General features: G+C 45.3%; 22 protein-coding genes, 1 tRNA gene and 2 rRNA genes. 11 read left to right on the top strand and 14 right to left on the bottom strand.

Going from position 1 to position 22041, the window contains the following annotated elements:
- Positions 1-554: 554 nt before the first annotated feature.
- Complete coding sequence (locus AACQ42_RS12440; protein ID WP_094165447.1) at positions 555-929, bottom strand: DUF4145 domain-containing protein; 375 nt, start codon at positions 927-929, stop codon at positions 555-557.
- Positions 930-1149: 220 nt separating this feature from the next.
- On the opposite strand from AACQ42_RS12440, the gene AACQ42_RS12435 reads away from it, so the two are divergent.
- The gene (locus AACQ42_RS12435; protein WP_017044543.1) at positions 1150-1479 is read left to right on the top strand and encodes a DUF2500 domain-containing protein; all 330 of its coding nucleotides are present in this window, start codon (positions 1150-1152) and stop codon (positions 1477-1479) included.
- Here AACQ42_RS12435 and AACQ42_RS12430 read toward each other — a convergent pair.
- On the bottom strand, positions 1476-2489 hold the full coding sequence (locus AACQ42_RS12430; RefSeq protein WP_047690015.1) for an acyltransferase: 1014 nt from the start codon (positions 2487-2489) through the stop codon (positions 1476-1478). The two genes, AACQ42_RS12435 and AACQ42_RS12430, sit on opposite strands and share 4 nt — an antisense overlap.
- Positions 2490-2709: 220 nt before the next feature.
- On the opposite strand from AACQ42_RS12430, the gene AACQ42_RS12425 reads away from it, so the two are divergent.
- Entirely contained in the window at positions 2710-3180 is a 471-nt protein-coding gene (locus AACQ42_RS12425) for a Dps family protein (protein ID WP_013855507.1), read from the top strand.
- 63 nt (positions 3181-3243) lie between these two features.
- On the opposite strand, the gene AACQ42_RS12420 is transcribed toward AACQ42_RS12425, so the two are convergent.
- Together AACQ42_RS12420 and rhtB are read right to left on the bottom strand one after the other, a co-directional pair.
- The gene (locus AACQ42_RS12420) at positions 3244-4470 is read right to left on the bottom strand and encodes an EAL and HDOD domain-containing protein (protein WP_013855508.1); all 1227 of its coding nucleotides are present in this window, start codon (positions 4468-4470) and stop codon (positions 3244-3246) included.
- A 35-nt stretch (positions 4471-4505) separates the two neighbouring features.
- Positions 4506-5123 carry a homoserine/homoserine lactone efflux protein gene (gene rhtB, locus AACQ42_RS12415; protein WP_094150040.1) on the bottom strand — a complete coding sequence of 206 codons (618 nt, stop codon included), beginning with the start codon at positions 5121-5123 and terminating at the stop codon, positions 4506-4508.
- A 74-nt stretch (positions 5124-5197) separates the two neighbouring features.
- Between rhtB and AACQ42_RS12410 the strand changes: the two genes are divergently transcribed.
- The 4 genes from AACQ42_RS12410 to AACQ42_RS12395 all read left to right on the top strand — a co-directional run bounded on the left by AACQ42_RS12410 (position 5198) and on the right by AACQ42_RS12395 (position 8998).
- Complete coding sequence (locus AACQ42_RS12410) at positions 5198-6196, top strand: alpha/beta fold hydrolase (protein WP_026028809.1); 999 nt, start codon at positions 5198-5200, stop codon at positions 6194-6196.
- Positions 6197-6346: 150 nt separating this feature from the next.
- Positions 6347-7174: a Cof-type HAD-IIB family hydrolase gene (locus AACQ42_RS12405; protein WP_013855511.1), complete on the top strand. Its 828-nt coding sequence runs from the start codon at positions 6347-6349 to the stop codon at positions 7172-7174.
- 189 nt (positions 7175-7363) lie between these two features.
- Positions 7364-8392, top strand: coding sequence for a COG3650 family protein (locus tag AACQ42_RS12400; protein WP_064624087.1), 1029 nt, complete (start codon positions 7364-7366; stop codon positions 8390-8392).
- Complete coding sequence (locus AACQ42_RS12395; protein ID WP_064624085.1) at positions 8393-8998, top strand: tRNA-uridine aminocarboxypropyltransferase; 606 nt, start codon at positions 8393-8395, stop codon at positions 8996-8998.
- On the opposite strand, the gene yigB is transcribed toward AACQ42_RS12395, so the two are convergent.
- The 6 genes from yigB to lptM are packed head-to-tail and all read right to left on the bottom strand — an operon-like array spanning position 8984 to position 13578.
- Positions 8984-9697 carry a 5-amino-6-(5-phospho-D-ribitylamino)uracil phosphatase YigB gene (gene yigB / locus AACQ42_RS12390; RefSeq protein WP_064624083.1) on the bottom strand — a complete coding sequence of 238 codons (714 nt, stop codon included), beginning with the start codon at positions 9695-9697 and terminating at the stop codon, positions 8984-8986. The two genes, AACQ42_RS12395 and yigB, sit on opposite strands and share 15 nt — an antisense overlap.
- 3 nt (positions 9698-9700) lie before the next feature.
- Positions 9701-10633, bottom strand: coding sequence for a tyrosine recombinase XerC (gene xerC, locus AACQ42_RS12385; RefSeq protein WP_010319873.1), 933 nt, complete (start codon positions 10631-10633; stop codon positions 9701-9703).
- The gene (locus tag AACQ42_RS12380; protein WP_017044536.1) at positions 10605-11309 is read right to left on the bottom strand and encodes a DUF484 family protein; all 705 of its coding nucleotides are present in this window, start codon (positions 11307-11309) and stop codon (positions 10605-10607) included. The genes xerC and AACQ42_RS12380 overlap by 29 nt, the downstream gene beginning before the upstream one ends.
- Positions 11310-11333: 24 nt before the next feature.
- Complete coding sequence (gene dapF, locus AACQ42_RS12375) at positions 11334-12164, bottom strand: diaminopimelate epimerase (RefSeq protein WP_010319875.1); 831 nt, start codon at positions 12162-12164, stop codon at positions 11334-11336.
- Between the two features lie 11 nt (positions 12165-12175).
- Positions 12176-13429 carry a diaminopimelate decarboxylase gene (lysA, locus tag AACQ42_RS12370; RefSeq protein WP_088728526.1) on the bottom strand — a complete coding sequence of 418 codons (1254 nt, stop codon included), beginning with the start codon at positions 13427-13429 and terminating at the stop codon, positions 12176-12178.
- 29 nt (positions 13430-13458) lie between these two features.
- Positions 13459-13578: an LPS translocon maturation chaperone LptM gene (lptM, locus tag AACQ42_RS17585; protein ID WP_033197445.1), complete on the bottom strand. Its 120-nt coding sequence runs from the start codon at positions 13576-13578 to the stop codon at positions 13459-13461.
- A 75-nt stretch (positions 13579-13653) separates the two neighbouring features.
- On the opposite strand from lptM, the gene cyaY reads away from it, so the two are divergent.
- Positions 13654-13968 carry an iron donor protein CyaY gene (gene cyaY / locus AACQ42_RS12360; protein WP_010319878.1) on the top strand — a complete coding sequence of 105 codons (315 nt, stop codon included), beginning with the start codon at positions 13654-13656 and terminating at the stop codon, positions 13966-13968.
- A gap of 44 nt (positions 13969-14012) precedes the next feature.
- Here cyaY and AACQ42_RS12355 read toward each other — a convergent pair whose 3' ends face one another.
- Positions 14013-16541: a class I adenylate cyclase gene (locus tag AACQ42_RS12355; RefSeq protein ID WP_017044534.1), complete on the bottom strand. Its 2529-nt coding sequence runs from the start codon at positions 16539-16541 to the stop codon at positions 14013-14015.
- 350 nt (positions 16542-16891) lie between these two features.
- Here AACQ42_RS12355 and hemC point away from each other — a divergent pair, with 350 nt between their 5' ends.
- Genes hemC through AACQ42_RS12335 form a run of 4 tightly spaced genes read left to right on the top strand, consistent with a single transcriptional unit; the run spans position 16892 to position 20941 of the window.
- A complete protein-coding gene (gene hemC / locus AACQ42_RS12350; protein WP_094165445.1) occupies positions 16892-17830 on the top strand; it encodes a hydroxymethylbilane synthase in 939 nt (312 codons plus the stop codon).
- 3 nt (positions 17831-17833) lie between these two features.
- A complete protein-coding gene (locus AACQ42_RS12345) occupies positions 17834-18595 on the top strand; it encodes a uroporphyrinogen-III synthase (protein ID WP_017048597.1) in 762 nt (253 codons plus the stop codon).
- Complete coding sequence (locus AACQ42_RS12340) at positions 18579-19760, top strand: uroporphyrinogen-III C-methyltransferase (RefSeq protein ID WP_094165443.1); 1182 nt, start codon at positions 18579-18581, stop codon at positions 19758-19760. Before AACQ42_RS12345 ends, AACQ42_RS12340 begins: the two co-directional genes overlap by 17 nt.
- Positions 19760-20941 carry a heme biosynthesis protein HemY gene (locus tag AACQ42_RS12335; protein ID WP_094165441.1) on the top strand — a complete coding sequence of 394 codons (1182 nt, stop codon included), beginning with the start codon at positions 19760-19762 and terminating at the stop codon, positions 20939-20941. The genes AACQ42_RS12340 and AACQ42_RS12335 overlap by 1 nt, the downstream gene beginning before the upstream one ends.
- A gap of 634 nt (positions 20942-21575) precedes the next feature.
- Here AACQ42_RS12335 and AACQ42_RS12330 read toward each other — a convergent pair.
- The 3 genes from AACQ42_RS12330 to AACQ42_RS12320 form a co-directional block, all read right to left on the bottom strand.
- Positions 21576-21666 (bottom strand) — tRNA-Ser (locus AACQ42_RS12330).
- Between the two features lie 92 nt (positions 21667-21758).
- Positions 21759-21874 (bottom strand): 5S ribosomal RNA (gene rrf / locus AACQ42_RS12325).
- A gap of 87 nt (positions 21875-21961) precedes the next feature.
- Positions 21962-22041: ribosomal RNA gene (locus AACQ42_RS12320) — 23S ribosomal RNA — on the bottom strand; the annotation flags it as partial.

Genomic DNA, 22041 nt, shown 5'->3' with positions numbered 1-22041 from the left:
TTAGACAGAGTAGAACGTCGCAGCGTCAGATGTATATAAGAACATCTCATTATTAAATTAATTTTTCTCGAAAAATGAGAATTCACCAAACTCTGACAATGATAGGCCACCTAAGATAGTAAAACCAAAAAAAACCATACAAGCAACATCACATTAACCTAATAAAATCAAATAAATTCAACGAATTAAATAAATACAGATTAAAACAGAACCAAGAAGAACATTATATAAACACACCAAAACAAGCACTAAACATTGCCAATATTCCCTGAATATGATGATGTTAAGGTGTTATTTTGGATGCTTCATCAAATTGAGGTTGATCAACTAAACAAAGTAGTGCTATTCTCATATTCATAGAATGAAACCACAGAATAAAGGAGCAGTGTTATGATTTCTTCATCTCAAAAACAGGGACTTGTAATGATCGCGGTTATCGTAGGCCTAATGACACTGCCAATGATGTACTAAGTATCTAATTCCCAATAAAAAAAGAGGACACCTGCGTGTCCTCTTTTTTTATCTAACGATTGAGTAAAACGACCTAATACCATTTATGGCATTGTGACGTGTTTCGATAGGGCTTCCCAATGAAGATAGTAAAAAAGAAGCGCCGCTAACGTGATTAAGGTCATTAATGAAATGGCTACGCGCCAAATAAAACGACCGCTACGCGGAGTCAGCTCCTTCTCACATTCATCACACGCACGAAGAAATGCTTTGCGATCTTCTAACTGATAGTTATCTTCATGCACAACTTTGTTACGAATAGTGGCAATGAACCTCAGCTTGCCCACCACATCATGTGGTAAACGCTCTTCACAGCTGGTCACCAATTGATGTAACCCCTTCCCCTCAGCGTGATATTGCTCTCTCAACAAGCTTTCCAATCGACGCGTTCGCAAAACCACTTTCTCAATATCTGACATTATCGCCCTCCTGTGCCAACTCTGGTGGCGCTCCATCTATTTTTATCATACTTCCCCACGGAATAGTTGAGCATTTTTGCTCGCTAACCTACCGAGGAAATGTGATATCCGCTGGAAAAAAAACCGTCAAACCAATCAAACTCACGCTTTAGTAGCAAGCAACACTCCTTTGCCATATGTTGCACGCTAAAATGTCGCCTTCATCGCTAAGGAGTTCACCATGCCGCTTTCATTACTTATCGTTGTCGCTTTGTTAGTTATCTCTGCTATTTGGGTATTTAGCTATTTCTATCGTCGCCATGTACAAGGCGAAAACGCCCCCGAACGCACTGCTAATGTCACGATTATCGACAAGCAAGCCATCGTCATCCCTCATGCTCGTCCTGGGGAAGAGGATCAGGAGTTCTGGATTTACGTCCAAAAAGGCAAACTTGGCCCAAAGCGGGAATTTCAAGTCGGCGTGCATTATTACCATGCACTTAACCCAGGCGACCAAGGAATGCTGACTTATTGCGGACACAAGTTTCTACACTTTGCACTCAAACGTTAAGGTAATAACCAACGTGTTTTTGCAGAGCGAGCAACCCATATACTCACCACCAGTGATCCTGCGCCGCTTACGAGAATCCATAACGGGATCACCCATGCGGGATTCCCTTGATCCCACCCATACTCTTTTACAGGCCATAGAAAGATGGGATGTAATAAATAGATGCCTAAGCTGTGCTGGCTTATCACACTTACGACTTGCTTAGCACGAGCGGGCAATCTCTCAGCAAAATATCGACACACTATAAATATCATGCTGGCGGCTAACACAACGTTCAGTGTTTTATAAGAGAGCCAGCGACCAATCGTATACTCACCCGCTGCGACACTGTGGCTGACCACCATCCATACCGTCGTCAATAGTGCCAGACAGCCAAGCAGAATCGCCATACATAGCGTTACTCGGTTGAGTGGCACCTTCTGATAAAGCAAGTAACCCAACGGTAAATAACCAGCAAACAGCCATAGCTCATTGCTCCAAGGGCCATCAATACCACATAAAAATAAGGTGGTCGTCAGCAGCCACACGGCAACTAATGCGTACAGCGCTTTATCATCAACTCTTCGGACCAGCAGTTGTAGAAAAGGGATCACAAAATAAAGTGGGATAAAGTAATAAAAAAAACCTAAATGGTAATACGTTGCGTGGTGCGTACTGTTACTCAGCACCGCCTTTGCAACTTGCCCATCAAATCCACTCGCACTCCAGCCGGACAAATAAGTATAGAAGAGCGACCAAACGATAAATGGCAGCAAAACTTTGCCAAGACGTCGCTGAACATAATAACGCGCATCAAAAGGGCGACGATCACTGAGCATTAAGGCTCCAGTGATCAATATAAAGACTGGCACAGCCCAACGGCTTACACTATTGATGCCAACCGCAACCACCCACTGCTCAAAAGGAATATCGCCGAGTTGCTGCCGATAGGGGGCCAACACATGAATACCGATCACCGCTACAGCCGCCAAACAGCGCAATAAATCAAAAAAAATAACTCGTTTGGTCATAGTGCCTATCCACAGTGTTTTAAGGTTTCTACTATAAAGTTGAAATAGTTGGCTATGTAATCCGCAAGTCAGTTATCGGTAAAGGATCACTAATGCCATTATAATTAATAGCTAATACCTATCGAATAAATCAATCAAAACGAATTTATTTTGTTCACTTCAAGGTGCAATCTAATGCTTAACAAGAGAAATCACTTATCCATGACAACGAGGTGAACACATGACAACAAATTTGATCGGTTTAGATACCAACCAAAGCCAACAACTTGCACAAGCGTTAAACCAATTATTGGCTAACTACCAAGTGTTTTATATGAATACTCGTGGTTACCATTGGAATATCAAAGGAAAAGAGTTCTTTGAACTGCACGCAAAATTTGAAGAGATTTACACTGACATACAGGTCAAAATTGATGAGTTAGCGGAACGAGTTTTGACTTTAGGTTATCAACCGTTGCATAGCTTCAGCGCCTATTTAGCAACAGCACAAGTGTCAGAACACACTAACGCAACTAATGGTCAAGAAACCATGCAAGGATTGGTTAAGGGATTCAGTGTATTGATCCACCAGCAACGAGAAATTCTTGAAATTGCGACGCAGGCGGGAGATGAAGGCACTTCAGCACTGATGAGTGACTACATCCGCGAACAAGAGAAACTGGTATGGATGCTGAATGCTTGGCTGCAATAAACCCTAAGTTTGGGCAAACCGTCGTCGCTCATGACGACGGTTTTTATATTCGCACGAAATTTATTACAGCAAACGATGAATATCTTGACTCCAGCGCTGCGCCGCCGAAAGCTCATCACTGACTTGATTTAATTCAAGCCCTAGCAGATCACAATGGCTTTCCACTCCTTGCCAGTCCGCTTGCTCAAAACACTCCTCAAGTGCCAACAGCTCGCCAATGGGTCCTTCACGCTTTTGCAATGCTAGTTTGACCACGTCACACAAGGGTAACTGCGCAACCAGCTCTTCAATTGAAATATCCAGTAAGGCATCTAACACAGAAAAAAGACCAATTAAAAAAGCTTGCTCGCGATGTTGACGAAATGAAGGATGCCCAGACATTAATTGGCAAAATTGAGCACGTTGCAAAGAGAGGTTATACAACTCTTTCGGCTTTTTAGCTGAGACAAATGAAGCAACGGCTAGTGATACAAAGGTTTTGAGTTTATCTTGACCAAGATAGACCAAGGCTTGACGAAAAGAGGAAATCGGCACGGATAAGCGATCAGACATAGTGTTGACGAATCTGAGCAACTTGTATGAGAGCGCTACATCTTGCGCGACAATGTATTCAATCCGTTCAAAATCAGCATTTGGCTTACAAACTTCTCGAAACAGCTCCAAGGCGATAATCTGCTCTGGTCCAACATAACGCTGCTTGATCATTTCTGGTTTACTAAAGAAATAACCTTGGAAAAAGCTAAAACCGGCATTACGTGTCACGGTGAACTGGTGATCCGTTTCAACTCGTTCCGCTAAATAACGACGCTTACTGCCTTCCGCTAAACGCTGACGTACAAACTCGCAAGCGTGATCTAAGCCCAGCGCCATAATATCGAGCTTGACGATGTGCACATAACTCAGAAAGCGTTCCCATTCTGGCGCATACACAAAGTCATCCAGCGCCACCAGATAGCCACGCCGATACAACTCTTTAATCGCCTCAAGCAGTTCATCCGTCGGCTCACAGGTTTCGAGCACTTCCACCACAATTTGTTCTCGCGGCAACGTTAAAGGCAGACGGCGAATTAAACTCTTGTAGGGAAAATTAATAAAACAACGTGATTTGGGAATATTGGGATTGATCCCCACCGCAAGAAAGTTTTCGACGATCAAGCGATACGTGGCTCGATTCGACTCAATGTGCGCTGGAAAGGCGTTTTTTTCCCCATCACGAAAGAGCAATTCATAGCCAAGCGTATGCTGCTTGGCATTTAAGATCGGTTGTCGTGCGACATAAGAATAATGCATTAGTGATTAACAACTAATAATTGAGACATAGCCATCTAGGACTTCGCCACTGCCAGTAGCGCTCCACAACCAATAAACATCGAGCCAAATACTCGGTTAATCTTACTCATGACACTCTCTGAACGAATAAAGCGCCCCATTCGTGCGGCTAAGGAGGTGTAACCAAGCATCACAATCGAATCAATGGTTACCGTGGTCACGCCTAACACCAACAATTGAATGAACTGATCTTGGGTTGGGTCAATAAATTGTGGAAAAAGCGCCACCAGAAAGACGATGGATTTAGGATTTGTCAGGTTGATCAACACCGCTCGACGCAATAAAGACCAACTCGTTTGCATTTGAGCCGTTGCATTGGCCATCATACTTGAACGATCGCGCCATTTTTGAACACCTAACCACACCAGATACGCAGCACCAACCCACTTAATCACACTAAATGCCGTGGTTGATTGTGCCACTAAGGCACCAATTCCTGCTCCCACCAACATGATGTGAAAAGCCAAACCCAACTGTAAACCCACAATCGCGGCTAGTGATTTACGTGTACCGTAGCTGAGACCATTGCTGATGGAATTGACCGTCCCTGAACCCGGCGCCAAACTAAACAATATCGCGGTCACCACATAGGCAAGCCAAACATGAGTATCCATTGCAATTCCTCTCAACTAGACTAATCTAGCCTAAAAATGAACTATTCCTCGAATCTGTCCAATAAGAATAATCTATGAATCAGACGAGTCCAAACTCCCCACCTTATACTCAAGAGTCTTTCTTTGAGCAAGTGATCAATACCACGATTGCCGATTTCTGGCACTCCAGAGAAGAAGGTTTTATCAAATCTGCTGATAAAACAAAACTTTATTGGTGCAAACTTACCTCGCCTCAACACTCAAAGGCGATCTTCGTCGTCAACGGACGAATTGAATCTTGCTGGAAATATCAGGAGCTATTTTATGATTTTTTCCAACAAGGTTATGATATTTATTCTTTTGATCACCGTGGCCAAGGGCTTTCTGATCGATTAATCGACGATCCACAAATCGGCCATGTCGGTGAATTTGATGACTACATTTTAGACATGCAGCGTGTCATTGAGCACTTTGACTTAAGCCATTATGCACAACGTTTTCTCGTCGCTCATTCGATGGGCGGTGCCATTGCGACCCGGTATGTACAAACATACCCTCAACACCCATTTGCGGCTATGGTGCTCAGCGCGCCAATGTTTGGTGTCAACATGCCATGGCAATTACGTCCTATCGCCATGACACTGAGCCAAGTGCTGACGGCGATGTATAGCAAACCAACCTATGCGCCAGGCTATCAAGCCTATTCGGCAAAGCCTTTTGAGATTAACCCATTAAGTCAAAGTCAGGTGCGTTACCAATGGTTTCGAGACCTGTACCAACGCAAACCCGAATTGCAAGTTGGCGGCCCTAGCACGCGCTGGGTATGGCAAGGGCTAATGGCAGCGAAGCTGTGCCAACTGATGACTCGTCAAGTGAAGTTACCAACACTCATCTTGCAAGCAGGGCAGGATGAGATTGTCAGTAATGCGGATCAAATTCGTTTTGTCACTAAGCTGGCGAAAACCAATCCATCTAGCAAGCTGGTTATCATTGAAGGAGCAAAGCATGAGCTCTTTTTTGAAAAGGATTGCTATCGAAACCAAGCACTTGATGAGCTATTTAAGCAATTCCAATCTCTTGAGAACACGGTTTAATCACGGTGTTAGAACTGAGCAAATAGAGGAAATTTCAATTGAGAGTTTTACCCTCTTTTTCCTCTTTAAGATGGCGTAAACTAGGCCACACCAAAGTTTCTCCACCATCTGCGATCTGCAAACCAAATCGACCATGATAATGAGGGTTTTATGACCACCGAATGTAAAGAGCACGCGATTCATATCGTGGCGTCCGATCTCGACGGTACACTACTTGCGCCAAACCACCAATTGAGCGAATTCACCAAGCAAACGCTACAAGCACTTCACCAAAAAGGCTTTACTTTCATCTTCGCTACCGGTCGCCATCACGTTGATGTGGCGGGTATTCGCCAGTTAGCGGGCATTCCAGCCTACATGATTACTTCCAATGGCGCGCGCGTTCACGATCAACATGACAACCTGATGTACAGTAAAAATGTACCGCAAGAATTGGTACAGCCCGTCATTGACGTGTTTAAGCAAAACCCTGATATTTTTGTTCACATCTATCAAGATGAATCGTGGTTATTGAATAAAGAAGATGAAACGCTGCGTGATTTCCACGAAGAATCCGGCTTTAGCTACCAAGTATTTGATGTCAATAACGCACCTACCGAGGGCGTCGCCAAAATATTCTTCACCCACCCAGCGCAAGATCATGAGTTATTAGCTCAGTTTGAAGAACGCTTAAATGATATTTTTGGCGACAAACTGAACGTCGCCTTCTCAACACCTTGGTGTTTGGAAGTGATGGCAGCAGAAGTGTCGAAAGGGGATGCGCTCAAAGCCGTTGCAGAATCATTAAACCTGACCCTAGATAACTGTATTGCGTTTGGCGATGGTATGAACGATGTGGAAATGCTGTCGATGGCTGGTAAAGGCTTGGTCATGGGCACATCGCATCAAAAAGTGTTCAATGCACTGCCGAATAACACCGTGATTGGTAGCAATGCAGAAGACGCCGTGGCTCACTATTTGCGTGAACATTTATTGTAACAGCAGCCTGCAGTAACGAGCGGTCACAAAAAACAGCGCCATTTGAACGCTGTTTTTTTGTTCATAACGGCTTTGCGATTTATCTCTGATACTTGTCCGCGGGTTGTTAAATTCACACCCATCAGTTCAATTTGCCAGCGCCTTTGTGCCATAATCTAGCCTCGTTGCATTGCCCAAAAAGAGTCTGCTATGAAAGTGCTTCACTGTTCCGCGCTGTTATTGACCACATTAATGCTGCAAGCCTGTACGACACACAACGCATCACAGCCACCAGCCGTACCGATGGCGAGTTTGGATAAACCCAGTTCAATCAAAGCGCAATCCTTTATTATGCGTGGAGAAGTCGTGGTAGGTCATGAGGCGCAAACCTTTACACCTTGTGGTAGCAATCAACAATATTGGCTAGCACTGACGCCACAGCAGACTCAGCAAGCCTTGAGTTTGGCTCGCTCGCCTTATCAGCCTTTGTATGGAGAGCTCATCGGTACTTTATCATCGCCAAGCCGCACAGGCTTCGATGCCGATTCCAGCGCACGTTTCAACGTGACCAGCATCAATATGCTCAGTGCTGAAAATCCGAAACGCTGCAATCAACCACTCAAATCGACACGCGCTTTTGGCAACGAACCGTCATGGTCCATTCACTTTGAAGGGAAAAACCTTAACTTTCAAACCATCAGCGGTGAAACTCAAACATTCGCTATCACAAAAAGTCAGCCATCTGAAACTAAGCGTGAGTACCAAATGAATCAAGGTTCGCTGCTCCTCACACAAAAAATGTGCAGTGACGGGATGAGTGACTCGCTGTACGGCTGGAGTTCCACCTTGAAGGTCGGTGAGAAAAGCTATCAGGGGTGTGCCACCTTAGGTAATAGTGATGCGACGCTTCCATGGGTTGGGGCTTATCATGCTACTTCGACCCAAAATAGGGATTTCACGATTCGTTTGCAACTGAATGCGGATCATACTGCTAGCACTCATTATGACTACAACGATGGTCAGCCATCGACCGTTGAAAAGGGGTTTTGGCAACCATTAAACCTAAATCAGATCCAAGTTGTCATGACGCGCCACCAGCAACAATATCTGCTTTCTGAACGTATCTTTACTCGCACTGGTTACCAACTGAAAGCAGAAAAAGAGAAGGTGGGCGATGTACTCTACCCTATCGCCAATGGCGGTTTAACGTTATTTTCTGAAAATATCGAGACACCATAAGTGACCAGACCGTGCCCTTGCCCAGTTTGCCATTTTAGCTATCAATGCCTCTGTTCACTGCAACCAACACTGGATAGCCAACTGCGCATTGCACTACTGATGCATGAAAATGAACCGCATCGAGCGACCAATACTGGCAAGCTGCTGCTGCGTAGCTTGCCTAATTCCTCTGTGTACATCTGGGACCGAATCTCTACGGCGAAATCATTACAAAAGAGAATTCTGGATGAGAAGTTAAACGCGGTGGTTATTTTCCCTTCGACGCGCAGTCAATCGCTCACCGAATACCAATCTCTCTCAACGTCTGACACTCAAGAAATCGTGTTTATTATCCTGGATGGGACATGGCAAGAAGCCAAGAAGATGCTCAATAAGAGCCCTTGGTTATCCGATTTACCGCAGCTACACCTCACCCCAAATCAAATCTCTCAGTATGGATTAAGGCGAAATCAAGATGCTGGTCATTTATGCACGTTGGAAGTGGGCGTTGAGCTGCTCAACTCTCTCGGAGAACCAAATAACGCGAGAGAGTTACGCGCGTTTTTCACTTACTATCTCAAGGCTTTTCAAGCGGATAAAAGCGGCCACGCCCTAAAGCTGCAGTAATGAATCCAGTTGATGGATTTCAATATCAGGCAACACTTTGGCCTTACGACTGGCGAGCAAGGTTTGGCCTTGATCGTTATACCAACAGGCTTGGAAACCATTGCTTTTTGCGCCTTGCACATCGGTTATCAGATGATCACCAACGTGTAAAATCGAGGCTGCAGGTAGCTGTAATGCAGCCTGCGCTTTGTCAAAAAGATCCGGATACGGCTTGGCCAAGCCATCGGGACCCGCTTTAAAAATTTGTTGAAAATAATGCCCCAAGCCAATTTTGTGCGGGTCAACATTGCCGTTGGTAATCGCTACTAACGGCATGCGCTTTGCCAGTTCGGTCATCACGCGGTGCGTCTTCTCTGGCACCGTGATTAAGTGACGTAACCGCAACACTTCTTCAATGGCATTCTGCGCAGCCTGTAAAGCAAGTTGCGGCGAATAGCCTAATTGAATTAAGCCTTGTTCTATCTGCTTAAATCGCCACTGAGTGACATCATGGCCGAGCAGTGGCTCTTGCAGCGCCAGTTGCTGTTTAAGTTGCTGCCACCAACTTATCGGACGCGTCGCGGAAAGCGGATGATGAGTGTGCAGCCACACGACCATTTGCTGCTCAACATGACGGATCACTGGATGGTTGTCATACAGCGTGTCGTCCAAATCAAAGCTCATCGCTTTAATGGGGCCGATATTGCGATAAAAGTGCATGCGTTACTCGCTCTGTTTCTTTTTACGTGCTCTTGGGTGCGCTTGGTCATAGGCCTGCGCAAGATGTTGAAAATCCAAATGCGTATAAATTTGCGTCGTCGAAATATTCTCATGACCCAGCAACTCTTGGACAGCACGTAAATTATTACTCGATTCAAGCATGTGAGTCGCAAAAGAGTGGCGCAGTTTATGTGGGCTAATATGGCTAGCCACCGCCTGCTTTTGCCCCCACTCGGCCATGCGTTTTTGTACGTTGCGATGCGAAATACGAACACCCAGCTTTGAAACAAATAAGCTTTGCTCATCAGCGTTCGCAAACTGCGTTCGTATTTTCAACCAATGCGCCACCCATTCTTTGGCTTGCCCTGCAAAAGGCACCTTACGTTCTTTATCCCCTTTACCCACCACTCGAATCTCGCCGCGGCTAAAGCTCAGGTCTTTTACGTTAATGCTGACGAGCTCCGCTAAACGCAACCCAGCACCATACATCAGTTCCATCATGGCGCGATCGCGCACTGACAGCGGATCATCATCCTTGACTTCGAGCAGTTGTGCGACTTCATCCACATCTAAGTTTTTCGGTAACGGGCGTTTTTTACGCGGTGCTGCAACGCCTTTGGCCGGGTTAGCTGTCAATTCACCACGCAAGATCAAGAAATCAAAAAAACTGCGCAATGAAGAGAGACGCGTCGCTAAACTGCTGGCTTTCATCCCTTCACGCATCCCTTTGCTCGCCAGCTGTCGCACCCAAGCGGCATCGACTTGTTGCCATTGATTCAGCCCCATCTGCACTAAATGCTGCGCCATGGTTTCCAGCTGTTGTTTGTAATTGCGTTGGGTGTGCAAGCTCAACCCTTTCTCGCTCCGCAGATATTCATAGAAGCGAGTTAAGGGCTGCTGTAAGCCGTTAGGCAGAGGTGTGGCTGATTCGGTCATGCTCAATCGGTTGCCAAGGTAGAGTCTCAATTAAATGAGAGAGAACTAACGCCAAATGACGTAAAAAGAGGGTATCCATACTCGGTTGAAAATGGCCGCCATCTTCACTTGCAAACGCTAATACGCCTTGTGATGAGCGCTTACCTAATGGTAGCACCACATACGAACCCATTTCTGGCGCAGCAGTTTGTTCACCAAATAACGCTTGGCGATCCAACTTTTTCATACGCCCTAAATAAGCATTTTTGCCATTAAAATGGTTAGTTGAAAAACGCTGCCATTGCTCTTGGGTCAATTGATAATCGGTTTCAGGCGAGGCCAGTAAACGAATATACGCTACCAAACCTAAGGTTTGCGCTTTGTTTTCTATTGCCTTGCATACTTGCGGCATTGAATGACATTTTAAGATCTGCTCTTGCAGATCCATAAATTCGTGGAAAGTGCGGTCATTATTGGCCGCTAATGACATAAAGGCTGTGATCTCTTCCTCTAACTCCTCAATTCTCTGGCGCTGACGATTCAGTTGTACATGCACCAAAGAGACCGCACCTTGTTGATGGTGCGGCAAGGAGAGCCTGTCAACCAGCTCTGAACGCTGGAGGAAAAAATCTGGGTGATCTCGTAAATATTCAGCCACAACTTCGGCTGTGAGTGCATCCGCTTCAACGTGTGACAAAACGATTCCTTATCTTACTTAACCCTAACAAGAGACTTGACCATCAAACACATGAGTCGCAGGGCCTGTCATATAGAGTGGCTTACCCGGCCCTTGCCAGTGGATCTCTAACGAGCCACCAGGTAAGTGTACTGTCACCTCTTCCGCCAATAACCCTTGAAGAATACCAACGGCAACCGCGCCACACGCACCACTGCCACACGCTTGAGTTTCACCCGCGCCACGTTCATAAACACGTAGCTTCACTTCATTGCGATTCAGCACTTGCATGAAGCCTGCGTTAACACGCTCTGGAAAACGCTCATGGGATTCAAGCAGTGGACCCAAAATTTCAACCTCAGCGGTTGTCACATCCTCCACCACTGTCACCACATGCGGATTGCCCATGCTCACCGCCCCGCAGAACAAGGTTTTCTCTTCAACGCGCATGATGTAGGTTTTCTCTGCCTGTTTGGCTCGAAATGGAATCTTATTAGGCTCAAATTCTGGTATGCCCATGTTGACGGTGATTTGATCATCCTCTTCAACATTTAAAACCATTTTGCCTTTTTTAGTCGTGACTCCAATGCTGTACTTATTGGTCAGCCCTTTCATCCGCACAAAGCGAGCAAAGCAACGTGCGCCGTTGCCACATTGTTCAACTTCGCTGCCATCGGCATTAAAAATACGGTAGTGAAAATCACTTTCCGGATCATACGGCGCTTCAACCACTAATAGCTGATCAAACCCCACGCCAGTATGACGATCCGCCAAGCGGCGGATCAAATCAGGGGAGAAGAAGACGTTTTGTGTAATGCAATCAACGACCATGAAGTCATTACCCAAACCGTGCATTTTAGAAAAATGGAAATGCATAATGCTTCAATTTACTCCGGCAGAATACGCTCTAATGCCCATAGGCTCGATAGTGCTTCACGCTGACGAACAAGGTGGGTTTGTGCACCATCCACCATCACTTCCGCCACGCGAGTACGTGTATTATAGTTCGAAGACATCACAAAACCGTAAGCTCCTGCTGAGCGAACCGCCAGTAGATCTCCCTCAGCCAAGACCAATGAACGATCTTTACCCAAGAAGTCACCGGTTTCACAAATAGGCCCAACCAAGTCATAGGTTAGCGCTTCACCTTGGCGCGGCACAACAGGAACAATATCTTGCCAAGCTTGATAAAGCGCTGGACGCATCAAATCGTTCATCGCCGCATCAATAATGGCAAAGTTTTTGTGTTCGGTATGTTTGAGAAACTCTACTTTCGTCAACAACACGCCCGCGTTAGCCGCAATAGCACGTCCCGGTTCAAAAATCAGTTCGAGATCTTGATGGTTACTCAAACGCGCCAACAAGGCTTTGGCATAATCGGAAGGCTGCGGGGGCAACTCATCGCGATACACCACGCCTAAACCACCACCAACATCCAAATGTTTAATGGTGATCCCTTCCTCTTTAAGCTGATCAATTAACGCAAGTAAGCGATCGGTTGCATCAATAAAAGGGGCAATGGCGGTCAGTTGAGAGCCAATGTGGCAATCAATACCGTGAATGCTGAGATTCTCTAGGCTTTGTGCCAAGCGATAAACATCCAGTGCACGGTCAAAAGCAATACCAAACTTATTGTCACGCAAACCGGTTGAAATATAAGGGTGGGTTTGTGCATCCACATCAGGGTTGATGCGCAGTGAAATCGGTGCCTTGACACCCAGCTCGCCAGCCACTTTATTTAAACGTGCTAATTCAGGCTCGGATTCAACGTTAAAGCATTTAATCTTGAGCTCCAACGCGCGTTTCATTTCCGCTTCCGTTTTACCGACGCCAGAAAATACCACTTTCGCCGGGTCACCACCCGCCACTACAACACGCTCAAGCTCTCCTGCCGAAACAATATCAAAACCTGACCCTAAACGCGCCAACGTGTTTAATACACCTAAGTTTGAGTTAGCCTTCACCGCATAACACACCAGATGAGGATGTTCGCCTACCGACTTATCAAAAGCATGCCAGTGACGCTCTAAAGTAGCGCGAGAATAAACATACAAAGGCGTGCCATATTGCTCAGCCAACTCTGTTAATGCGACATTTTCAGCCCAAAGCTGACCATCGTCCTGATAATTGAAGTAATCCAAAATTCGTTTCCTTTAAGCTAAATCAATGACTATGGCTGAGGTTGTTCACTCTGCTCAGGCTCTGCTGGCATGTATAACGGCCCGGTTTGACCACACCCTGCGAGAGCAAGGAGTGACAACATAAAAAGTGCAGCGATTGATTTTTTCATTTTGCATGTCGTGATTATTGAGTCAATGCCCCCTATAATCGCACCACAATCAGGAAAAGCAATAGGATAGACAGGATGAACGATACTGAATTTCACCAACTTGTCGATGAGCAGCTAGAAATCATTGAACAAGCGATAGACGACGCAGGTGCCGACATTGATTACGAGACCTCAGGCAATGTGATGACGTTAGAATTTGATGACCGCAGCCAAATTATTATTAACCGCCAAGAGCCAATGCATGAAATTTGGCTGGCATCAAAGTCAGGCGGTTTCCATTTCAAACTGATCGACCAAAACTGGATTTGTTCAAAAACAGGGCTGGAATTGATTGCGATGGTGAAACAAGAATGTGAAAAACACGCTGGCGAAACGATCGACTGGGTGTAAAGCAACAACGCCAAGTGACAGATGTGTGACTTGGCGCTACCGAACTAAGCGTTGACCGCTTTTGAAGGACGAGAATAGAGCGCGGAATCGTTACGATAAGGGACAATATAACTCTCCCCTTCTTCTGGGTGGACGATTTGATAATACTGCGGCAGATTGAAGTTAATAAGTTTAGCGGAGAGTGGGTTACCGTCGCGCACTGAGGTATAAAAGCTGTTGACGTTAGTGATCATCTCATCTTTTTCGCCGCTGAACTGGTGATAGACTTCAATTTGGTTCGACTCATCCAACACATAAATGTTGAAGCCTTTATCAGTATCTTCAAAGAAAAACTGCACTAAGCCTTCACTAGCAAAACCATCGACGATTTCCGGCAGTTGATAATCTTGATCGCGATCGAGCATTAACAGCGGTGAACCTTTCAATTTGTTGGTTGAAATACTGCGGTAAAAATCTACCGAGTTTTCCAACTTCTGTACCGAAACCCCTCGCCGCTCAAAAAACAGGCCATACATTTGATCGCCAATGCGTAACGCTTTAAAACGGCGACGTTTCTCTTGCTCTACCGGTTTCAAACGCAAATCGATACATTCCGCCAGCAACTGGTACACCATGTTGCGCATCACGCCACGCAGACTTTTGCTGTAACAAAATACATCGACAGACTCTGGCGGTAGCGCATCTTGGTGCATTTTGCCAAGCACGGTTTTCAACGCGTCGAGCATCGCCGTTTCGCCAGTAAAATGGAGAGTCCGTACTTCATGCCACGAGTTGCGATACACTAAATCGACACTACCGACTAAGCTTTTTTGCTCAGATCCGAAACTGAAAATATCTATATTTTTCAAATCAATTTTGAGCGATTTACCGCTTAATTCCGCGGTAGGATCATTTTCAAAGTTGATGAACATCGCCAGCTGGCTGATTTCACAAGGGCTTGCTAGAGCCTGCATGGTCGGCCGCCGCTTACGCAACGAGAAGGTATTACGCAAATCGCTGACCATTTGATAGAACTTATCAATATCCAACTGTGCGTCACGTACTACTGAATGCAAATGAGTTGATTCCGTGATCAAACCATTGAAGAACGCCCAAGAGACCAGCTTACTGAGGTATTCATTATGCTCAAGGAAAGGTTGGCCAATCATACGATGGGCAACTAGAGGCTGCTTATACAGATACCAGCCCGCTTTATTGGTTCGCCCTTCCCGAACTTGAATAAACGAGAGATCCGGCTCGTGCAGATCTGGCGAAATTTGTGGATTCAGCAGAGTGACTTTACCCGGCAACACCTCAAACACCGCATACAACTTACGTGCGAGGATTGAAATATCTTGTGGGCTAATGGCCGAGGTGATGTCATTACGGCGTGCAAACTGGATCAAGTTTCGATAGCTCAGCATCAACGCATCTAACAACGCATGATGGACGACTTTAACTTGTTCAACTTTCCAATTACGGCGATTGTCTAATTCTTGAACAACAGATTCCGACCAATTCCACTGCTGAATCATGTGGCTTAATGCTTCTCGACGCCATGCCACTGAGCCTAAGCTCGGCTCACGGGATAACTTTTCATGCGTTTTGAGATAAAAACAACGACGCACCAGATCAAGACGGGCAGAATCACCAATACGTTCAAGGTAACGCGTCACTTTTTCAAGCATCAAATAGTAAGCATCCATACTGTACAAATCAGGTTCATGAGTAAAAAACCGTCGTTTGGTATCAATGCTTAATAATTGCGTGTGTGGGTACTCCCACGAATACGCCTCAAGCAGAATCGCTTTTAACACTGACTTGTAAGGCGAGTCGATGCTTTTATAAAGCTGCCAAAGGTTTGCGCCGAAATACTCTTCAGCAGGAATGCGGTTCAACTTACCAAAATCGATCCATTCACTGCAATTAATGTAATCATTGCTGCACAATTCGTGCACGTATTCGTCGTAGCACTCTTCCATTTCAGGAGGCACGATTTGCCACAGTAAACGCTTGCCTGCCAAGCGAACAGCAGAGCGATAGAACTCGTCTAATAGCAGGAGATGTTGCGATGAACCGCAGTTTTCGCCTGTCATCTGCTCAGAATGATTACTGCGAAAACGTAGCTCATCCATCAAGAAAAAGTTAGCTTCCACCCCTTGGCTCTTTGCCCAGTCAGTGATCAACAAACATTTGTTGCTTAAGCTTTCCCGCTCATCACAGCTCATACTCGATGCTACACATACCCAAATATCTAAGTCACTCGAGGTGCTTTGACCAATCGACGAGGTACTGCCCATGGTATACAGAGCAAGAATAGCGGGGGAATCAGCGGTCGGTAAGGGTTGACCTAAGGTGAGTTCTGTATCTTCAACCAGCTGACGTTGGATGTCGTTAGGCTCAAAACCATAGACACCATAAGGGACTTTTGCATCGTAGTAGCCGGGAATAATCGGGTGATTGAAGTGCAGTAATGCAGGAATGAAATGAAATACACGTTGACTTTGCAAATCCATAAGCGCCAGCGCACGCTCGGTACGTTGCTGGTTGAGATTGTCTAATCGTTGAATTAACGTCTTGGTGTAAGCCTGCAAGGTTGATTCCTTGGTTGAAACATTAACACGCGCTTTGATTATATTTTATTCTAAAGCACCAAAAAAACGTGATCAATCTAACATTTTCTTTCCATTTGGTAAAGCCCTCTCGATGCATATCACACTCAGGCAGAGCATGCCTACAATGCGCTCCAATGACCTTGGCTATAGTGTCGTAGCTATTTACACTTTGTCGTAATAGCTCATTATATAAACGAGATATAAATCACACAATTTTGACCAATTTATGCTATCTCTTCATCAATCCTTCACAGCGACGATCTAGTAGTAAACCTTTCATAGCGGGAATGATAGGATTAAACCATCCATTACCTACACTCGGGATTATCATGACTCACGCAACACCCATTCGAATCGCCACACGTAAAAGCCCGCTCGCCCTTTGGCAAGCTTATTATGTTAAAGATGCGCTGCAAGCGGCTCATCCTGGCCTAGAAGTGGAATTAGTGACCATGGTAACCAAAGGCGACGTCATTTTAGATACGCCTTTAGCTAAAGTGGGCGGTAAGGGGCTTTTTGTCAAAGAGTTGGAAGTCGCTATGCTTGAAGGCCGTGCCGATTTAGCAGTGCATTCAATGAAAGATGTTCCCGTCGATTTCCCGAAAGGGCTTGGACTAGTAACGATTTGTGAACGCGAAGATCCACGTGATGCTTTCGTTTCAAACACCTATCAAAGCATTGAACAACTGCCTCAAGGTGCCATCGTCGGCACCTGTAGCCTACGTCGCCAATGCCAACTCAAAGCATATCGACCAGACCTTGTGATTAAAGAATTGCGTGGCAATGTCGGTACTCGTCTTGGAAAACTCGACGCAAGTGAATACGATGCGATTATTCTCGCCGCAGCAGGTTTAAAACGTTTGAAGCTTGAAGATCGCATTCGCAGCATTATTGAACCAGAACAATCGCTTCCTGCAGTAGGACAAGGTGCAGTCGGGATTGAATGCCGTTTAGATGACGAACGTTTAAGAGCATTACTTGCGCCACTCAACCATTCTGACACGGCTGATCGCGTGAAATGTGAACGAGCCATGAACCTAACATTAGAAGGCGGTTGCCAAGTACCTATCGGTAGCTACGCCCTACTCGATGGTGATCATATTTGGCTAAGAGCATTAGTCGGTGAGCCTGATGGTTCTAAGATTGTACAAGGTGAGATTCGCGGCCACCGCTCCGATGCCGAGCAACTAGGAATCACGCTTGCCCATCAATTGCTCAATGATGGAGCGCGAGATATTCTGTCCAAACTCTACTGCGAGCACGAATAAAGCATGACGGTGTTGGTCACTCGCCCCGAAAATCAAGGGATTGAACTTTGCCAACAATTAGCGGATCTCGGTATCCGCTCCGTTCACCATCCACTGATTCAGATTAATGCAGGAGTCGATCTCCCGTATTTACTCCCAGAACTTCAGCAATGCGACATTATTATTGCGGTTAGCCAAAACGCGGTGACGTTCAGTCATCAATTTTTGCAAGATCACCGATATTTTTGGCCAAATGACGCCAGATACCTTGCCGTTGGTCAAAAAACCGCACATGTTTTCAGCAAATTAAGCCAACAAAAAGTACACTATCCGCAGATAAGTGACAGTGAACACCTGCTTGCCCTACCGCAGTTGCAATCAATATCGGGCCTTAAGGTGATGATTTTACGTGGTAATGGCGGACGTGAGCTCATCCACGACAGCTTAATCGAGCGTGGTGCTGATGTGGTGTATAAGGAAGTGTATCGACGCGATACGATCACCCTCTTTGCCGCCGAATCGATATCTCTGTGGCAGCAACAGCAAGTCACTCAGTTAGTTGTCACCAGCTCAGGTCAACTCAATTTTATGATGGATCAATTCTCTGATTCACAACGACTCTGGCTGCTAAATTTAGCTCTTTTTGTCCCAAGCGAGCGAATTCGACAAGAGGCGCTGCACATGGGATTTGGGTGCGTCACGAACGTGGGAAGCGCCTCCAATACAGAACTCGCGGCTAGTATTAGCCAATCTAGACAGGACTCTAAGCATGACAAGCAAAAATAATAACCCGCATATTGAACCTGAAAAAGCAGCCACACCTCCTCTGGTTACAGAAAAAGACGCAACGGATAACCTTGATTCACCAAAAAGTTACGTGCAGGATCCCACGCCTCAGCCTGAAGAAAAGAGTGATAAACGAGCAAAGCGCAGCATCAAACTTTCTGTTATTGCAATTAGCCTATCCATCATTTTCAGTGGTGGTATAGCCTATCAAATGCAGCAAAAAGACGCTGTTTACCAAGCCAAAATCAACGCATTGCAGACTCAATTAACACAAACCCAAAGTCAGCTCGCGGCTGAAATCAATCAAATAAAGCAGGAAACACAAACCAAAGCGGACCAACTCACTCACAAAACTGACGTAGCCTTGAATCAACAGCAAAAAAGTATCGACAGCTTGCAACTGGCGATAGCTGATATCAAAGGCCGCCGTCCCAACGACTGGCTACTAGCAGAAGCTGACTACTTAGTGAAACTAGCAGGCCGTAAACTTTTTCTAGAACATGACATCGTCAGCGCGACCAAGCTAATGGAAAGCGCTGATCAGCGTATTGCTGAATTGAATGACCCAAGCTTAGTGCCGCTACGCAAAGCCATGGCGCGTGACATTACTCAGCTCAAAATCATCCCATTGATTGATCGTGAAGGGCTAGTGTTACGCTTAACAACCTTGCAGCAACAAGTTGACACTCTACCGCTGGCCAATACCATGTTGCCTGAAACTCAGCAGCAATCAGCACCACAAGTTTCCGAAAATATTAACGACTGGCAAAATAATCTCGTTAGCTCATTGAAAGACTTCTCGGAGAACTTCATTACCTTCCGCACTCGAGACGGTAATGCCATTCCGCTACTGTCACCTGAACAGCACTTCTATCTAAAAGAAAATCTCAAAGCAAAATTAGAAACCGCCATCAAAGCCGTATACGCAGAACAACAAGAGATTTATACAACGGCACTGAGCACAGCAGATAAATGGTCAGCCAGCTTCTTTAATTCCGATGATCAGAGTGTGCAGCAGTTTAATCACGCGCTATTGCAGCTCAGTAAACAAAATATACAAGTGCAATATCCAGTTAAATTTGAAACTCAGCACGAACTCGCTGATGTCATCACTGAACGCCTACGCCGTGAAGTCTCTCCAATGAGCGTTACGGAGGATAAGTAATGTTTAGAGTCATCTTTCTTTTTGTAGTATTAGGGGCCGGTTTATTTATCGGAACCCAATATGCTGGCCAGCAAGGTTATGTTCTTATCTCTATAGCTAATAGAACAATAGAGATGAGCGTGACCACCTTAGTGATCTTTGTGATTGCACTCCTCTCTGGATTATTTAGCTTAGAGTATCTCCTCAAAAAAGCATTCTACGCCAGTTCAAACACATTAAACTGGTTCAGCGTACGTAAGTTAAAGCGCTCTCGCCGTTATACCAATGAAGGTATCATTAAACTTCTAGAGGGAGACTGGAAGCAGGCAGAAAAGAAAGTCACTCGCTGGGCGAACCAGCATGATATGCCGCTGCTCTGCTATCTTGTTGCATCGGAAGCCGCGCAGGGAATGGGCGACAGAGCAAAACGAGATCACTATTTAGATCTCGCCAGTCAACAAAGTAATGCAGGCCTAGCCGTTGAATTAACTCGCGGCAAGCAGCAAGTACGAGAAGGAGAGTTTGATCAGGCGCTAAGCACTTTATCAGCATTACAAGCCACTCATCCGAATAACACCATCGTGCTCAACTTACTCAAGACAACATACGTGCACCTAGAACAGTGGCAACCGCTGCTTGAGCTTTTACCTAAGCTCCAAAAAGCAAAACAGATTAATGCGGACGAGAGCCAACAACTGAACCAAAAAGCACAATGCGGTTTACTAAAAAACGTGGCCCAGCAGCAAGGTAGCGAAGGCTTAATCAATCATTGGGACAAGCTCCCAAGGAAAACCAAAAACGACGTCATTTTAACTCAATGCTTCATCGAGCAGTTGATCCAACGAAAAGCAGACTCGCAAGCATTTACCGTCATTAAAGAAACATTAAAAAAACATCCAATGCCAGCTCTGTATTCATTATTGGCAGAGCTCAATTTACCAGATAGATACCCAGCAATTTTGTTGTTACAAGAAGCCATTAGTAAGGATAGTGGTAACGCCGAAGCACACAGCGCACTGGCTCAATTGTATATGAGAGAGCAAAAATGGGCAGAGGCGCAAAGCCATTTGGAAAAAGCGTTATTGCTCCGTGCCAATGTATCTGATTACGCTTATCTTGCCGATAGCCTTGAAAAACAAAACTACCCTAAAGCCGCCGCAGAAGTCTCACGTAAGGCACTGACCATGATAGAGCATGTTTAAATGGCAATCTAAGCACCTAAAAATAACCTTATACCAATTAAAGAAAAGTACGATCTCATTAAGGCTATCTAGCTATTGTTAAATATCACGATGGATAGCCTTAATAGCGCCGATTTTAAAACGCTGGCGAGCCAACAAAAACCATCCTAATTCTACTATTACCCGCTTGAACACCTGGGATTTCCTGGATAATTTCTTGATCAAAATGCCATTTGACTTAAGGCCGAGCACGGCACAAAACCTCGAACTGTGAAGCCGCAGCGATTTGAATATGCGTATTTATTTGGATCGGCATGCCCCTATAGGTATAGGTGAGGCCGTCGTTATAATGGATGGTGCTGGTAGGTATATAAGTGCAGTTTAGTCATGTCAGTGTCATCACGTTTCCTCCGACTCACAGTGCTAAATCCAATAGAGCAAGTGTGGAGTTGGCTCACGCTAACCAACAAAGTTTTGCGGATCACAACGACATTATGTCTGAGGTGTTCAATGTGTAAAATCGATTTTTAGAAAGTACAGATAGGGTGCTCAAGATATGTTCGAGGGATTGAATTAAGCTATTAATTTTCCAGATTGGCATGTTGATATAAAACGAAAAAAACCGCTGTAAAAACAGCGGTTTTTTCTTTAAAAGTGGCGGAGAGATAGGGATTTGAACCCTAGGATAGCTATTAACCATCGCCGGTTTTCAAGACCGGTGCTTTAAACCACTCAGCCATCTCTCCACAAATTGTCACTAAAAATTAGTCTTACTTTGATAATGCTATATTTTTAGTTTTGCTTTCATATTTTTAATGATATGTAAGCGATATTCAAAGCCTGGCGATGTCCTACTCTCACATGGGGAGACCCCACACTACCATCGGCGCTGTTGTGTTTCACTTCTGAGTTCGGCATGGAATCAGGTGGGTCCACAACGCTATGGTCGCCAAGCAAATTTCTTAATTCGGAAAGCTGCTTCGTTCTCATTCACACATTCAATGTTCTTCAATTGAGCCCACAAAACCCCTTCGGTGTTGTATGGTTAAGCCTCACGGGCAATTAGTATTGGTTAGCTCAACGCCTCGCAGCGCTTACACACCCAACCTATCAACGTTCTA

Origin of the sequence: Vibrio sp. V12_P9A6T4, from assembly GCF_963874835.1 — a bacterium.
Taxonomy (GTDB): domain Bacteria; phylum Pseudomonadota; class Gammaproteobacteria; order Enterobacterales; family Vibrionaceae; genus Vibrio; species Vibrio anguillarum.
This window is presented reverse-complemented; position numbering and strand designations above follow the sequence as displayed.

Coding starts and splice junctions, on each gene's coding strand:
- AACQ42_RS12440 (WP_094165447.1), bottom strand. CDS start 929: ATGTCAGATATTGAGAAAGTGGTTTTGCGAACGCGTCGATTGGAAAGC.
- AACQ42_RS12435 (WP_017044543.1), top strand. CDS start 1,150: ATGCCGCTTTCATTACTTATCGTTGTCGCTTTGTTAGTTATCTCTGCT.
- AACQ42_RS12430 (WP_047690015.1), bottom strand. CDS start 2,489: ATGACCAAACGAGTTATTTTTTTTGATTTATTGCGCTGTTTGGCGGCT.
- AACQ42_RS12425 (WP_013855507.1), top strand. CDS start 2,710: ATGACAACAAATTTGATCGGTTTAGATACCAACCAAAGCCAACAACTT.
- AACQ42_RS12420 (WP_013855508.1), bottom strand. CDS start 4,470: ATGCATTATTCTTATGTCGCACGACAACCGATCTTAAATGCCAAGCAG.
- rhtB (WP_094150040.1), bottom strand. CDS start 5,123: ATGGATACTCATGTTTGGCTTGCCTATGTGGTGACCGCGATATTGTTT.
- AACQ42_RS12410 (WP_026028809.1), top strand. CDS start 5,198: ATGAATCAGACGAGTCCAAACTCCCCACCTTATACTCAAGAGTCTTTC.
- AACQ42_RS12405 (WP_013855511.1), top strand. CDS start 6,347: ATGACCACCGAATGTAAAGAGCACGCGATTCATATCGTGGCGTCCGAT.
- AACQ42_RS12400 (WP_064624087.1), top strand. CDS start 7,364: ATGAAAGTGCTTCACTGTTCCGCGCTGTTATTGACCACATTAATGCTG.
- yigB (WP_064624083.1), bottom strand. CDS start 9,697: ATGCACTTTTATCGCAATATCGGCCCCATTAAAGCGATGAGCTTTGAT.
- xerC (WP_010319873.1), bottom strand. CDS start 10,633: ATGACCGAATCAGCCACACCTCTGCCTAACGGCTTACAGCAGCCCTTA.
- dapF (WP_010319875.1), bottom strand. CDS start 12,164: ATGCATTTCCATTTTTCTAAAATGCACGGTTTGGGTAATGACTTCATG.
- lptM (WP_033197445.1), bottom strand. CDS start 13,578: ATGAAAAAATCAATCGCTGCACTTTTTATGTTGTCACTCCTTGCTCTC.
- cyaY (WP_010319878.1), top strand. CDS start 13,654: ATGAACGATACTGAATTTCACCAACTTGTCGATGAGCAGCTAGAAATC.
- hemC (WP_094165445.1), top strand. CDS start 16,892: ATGACTCACGCAACACCCATTCGAATCGCCACACGTAAAAGCCCGCTC.
- AACQ42_RS12345 (WP_017048597.1), top strand. CDS start 17,834: ATGACGGTGTTGGTCACTCGCCCCGAAAATCAAGGGATTGAACTTTGC.
- AACQ42_RS12340 (WP_094165443.1), top strand. CDS start 18,579: ATGACAAGCAAAAATAATAACCCGCATATTGAACCTGAAAAAGCAGCC.
- AACQ42_RS12335 (WP_094165441.1), top strand. CDS start 19,760: ATGTTTAGAGTCATCTTTCTTTTTGTAGTATTAGGGGCCGGTTTATTT.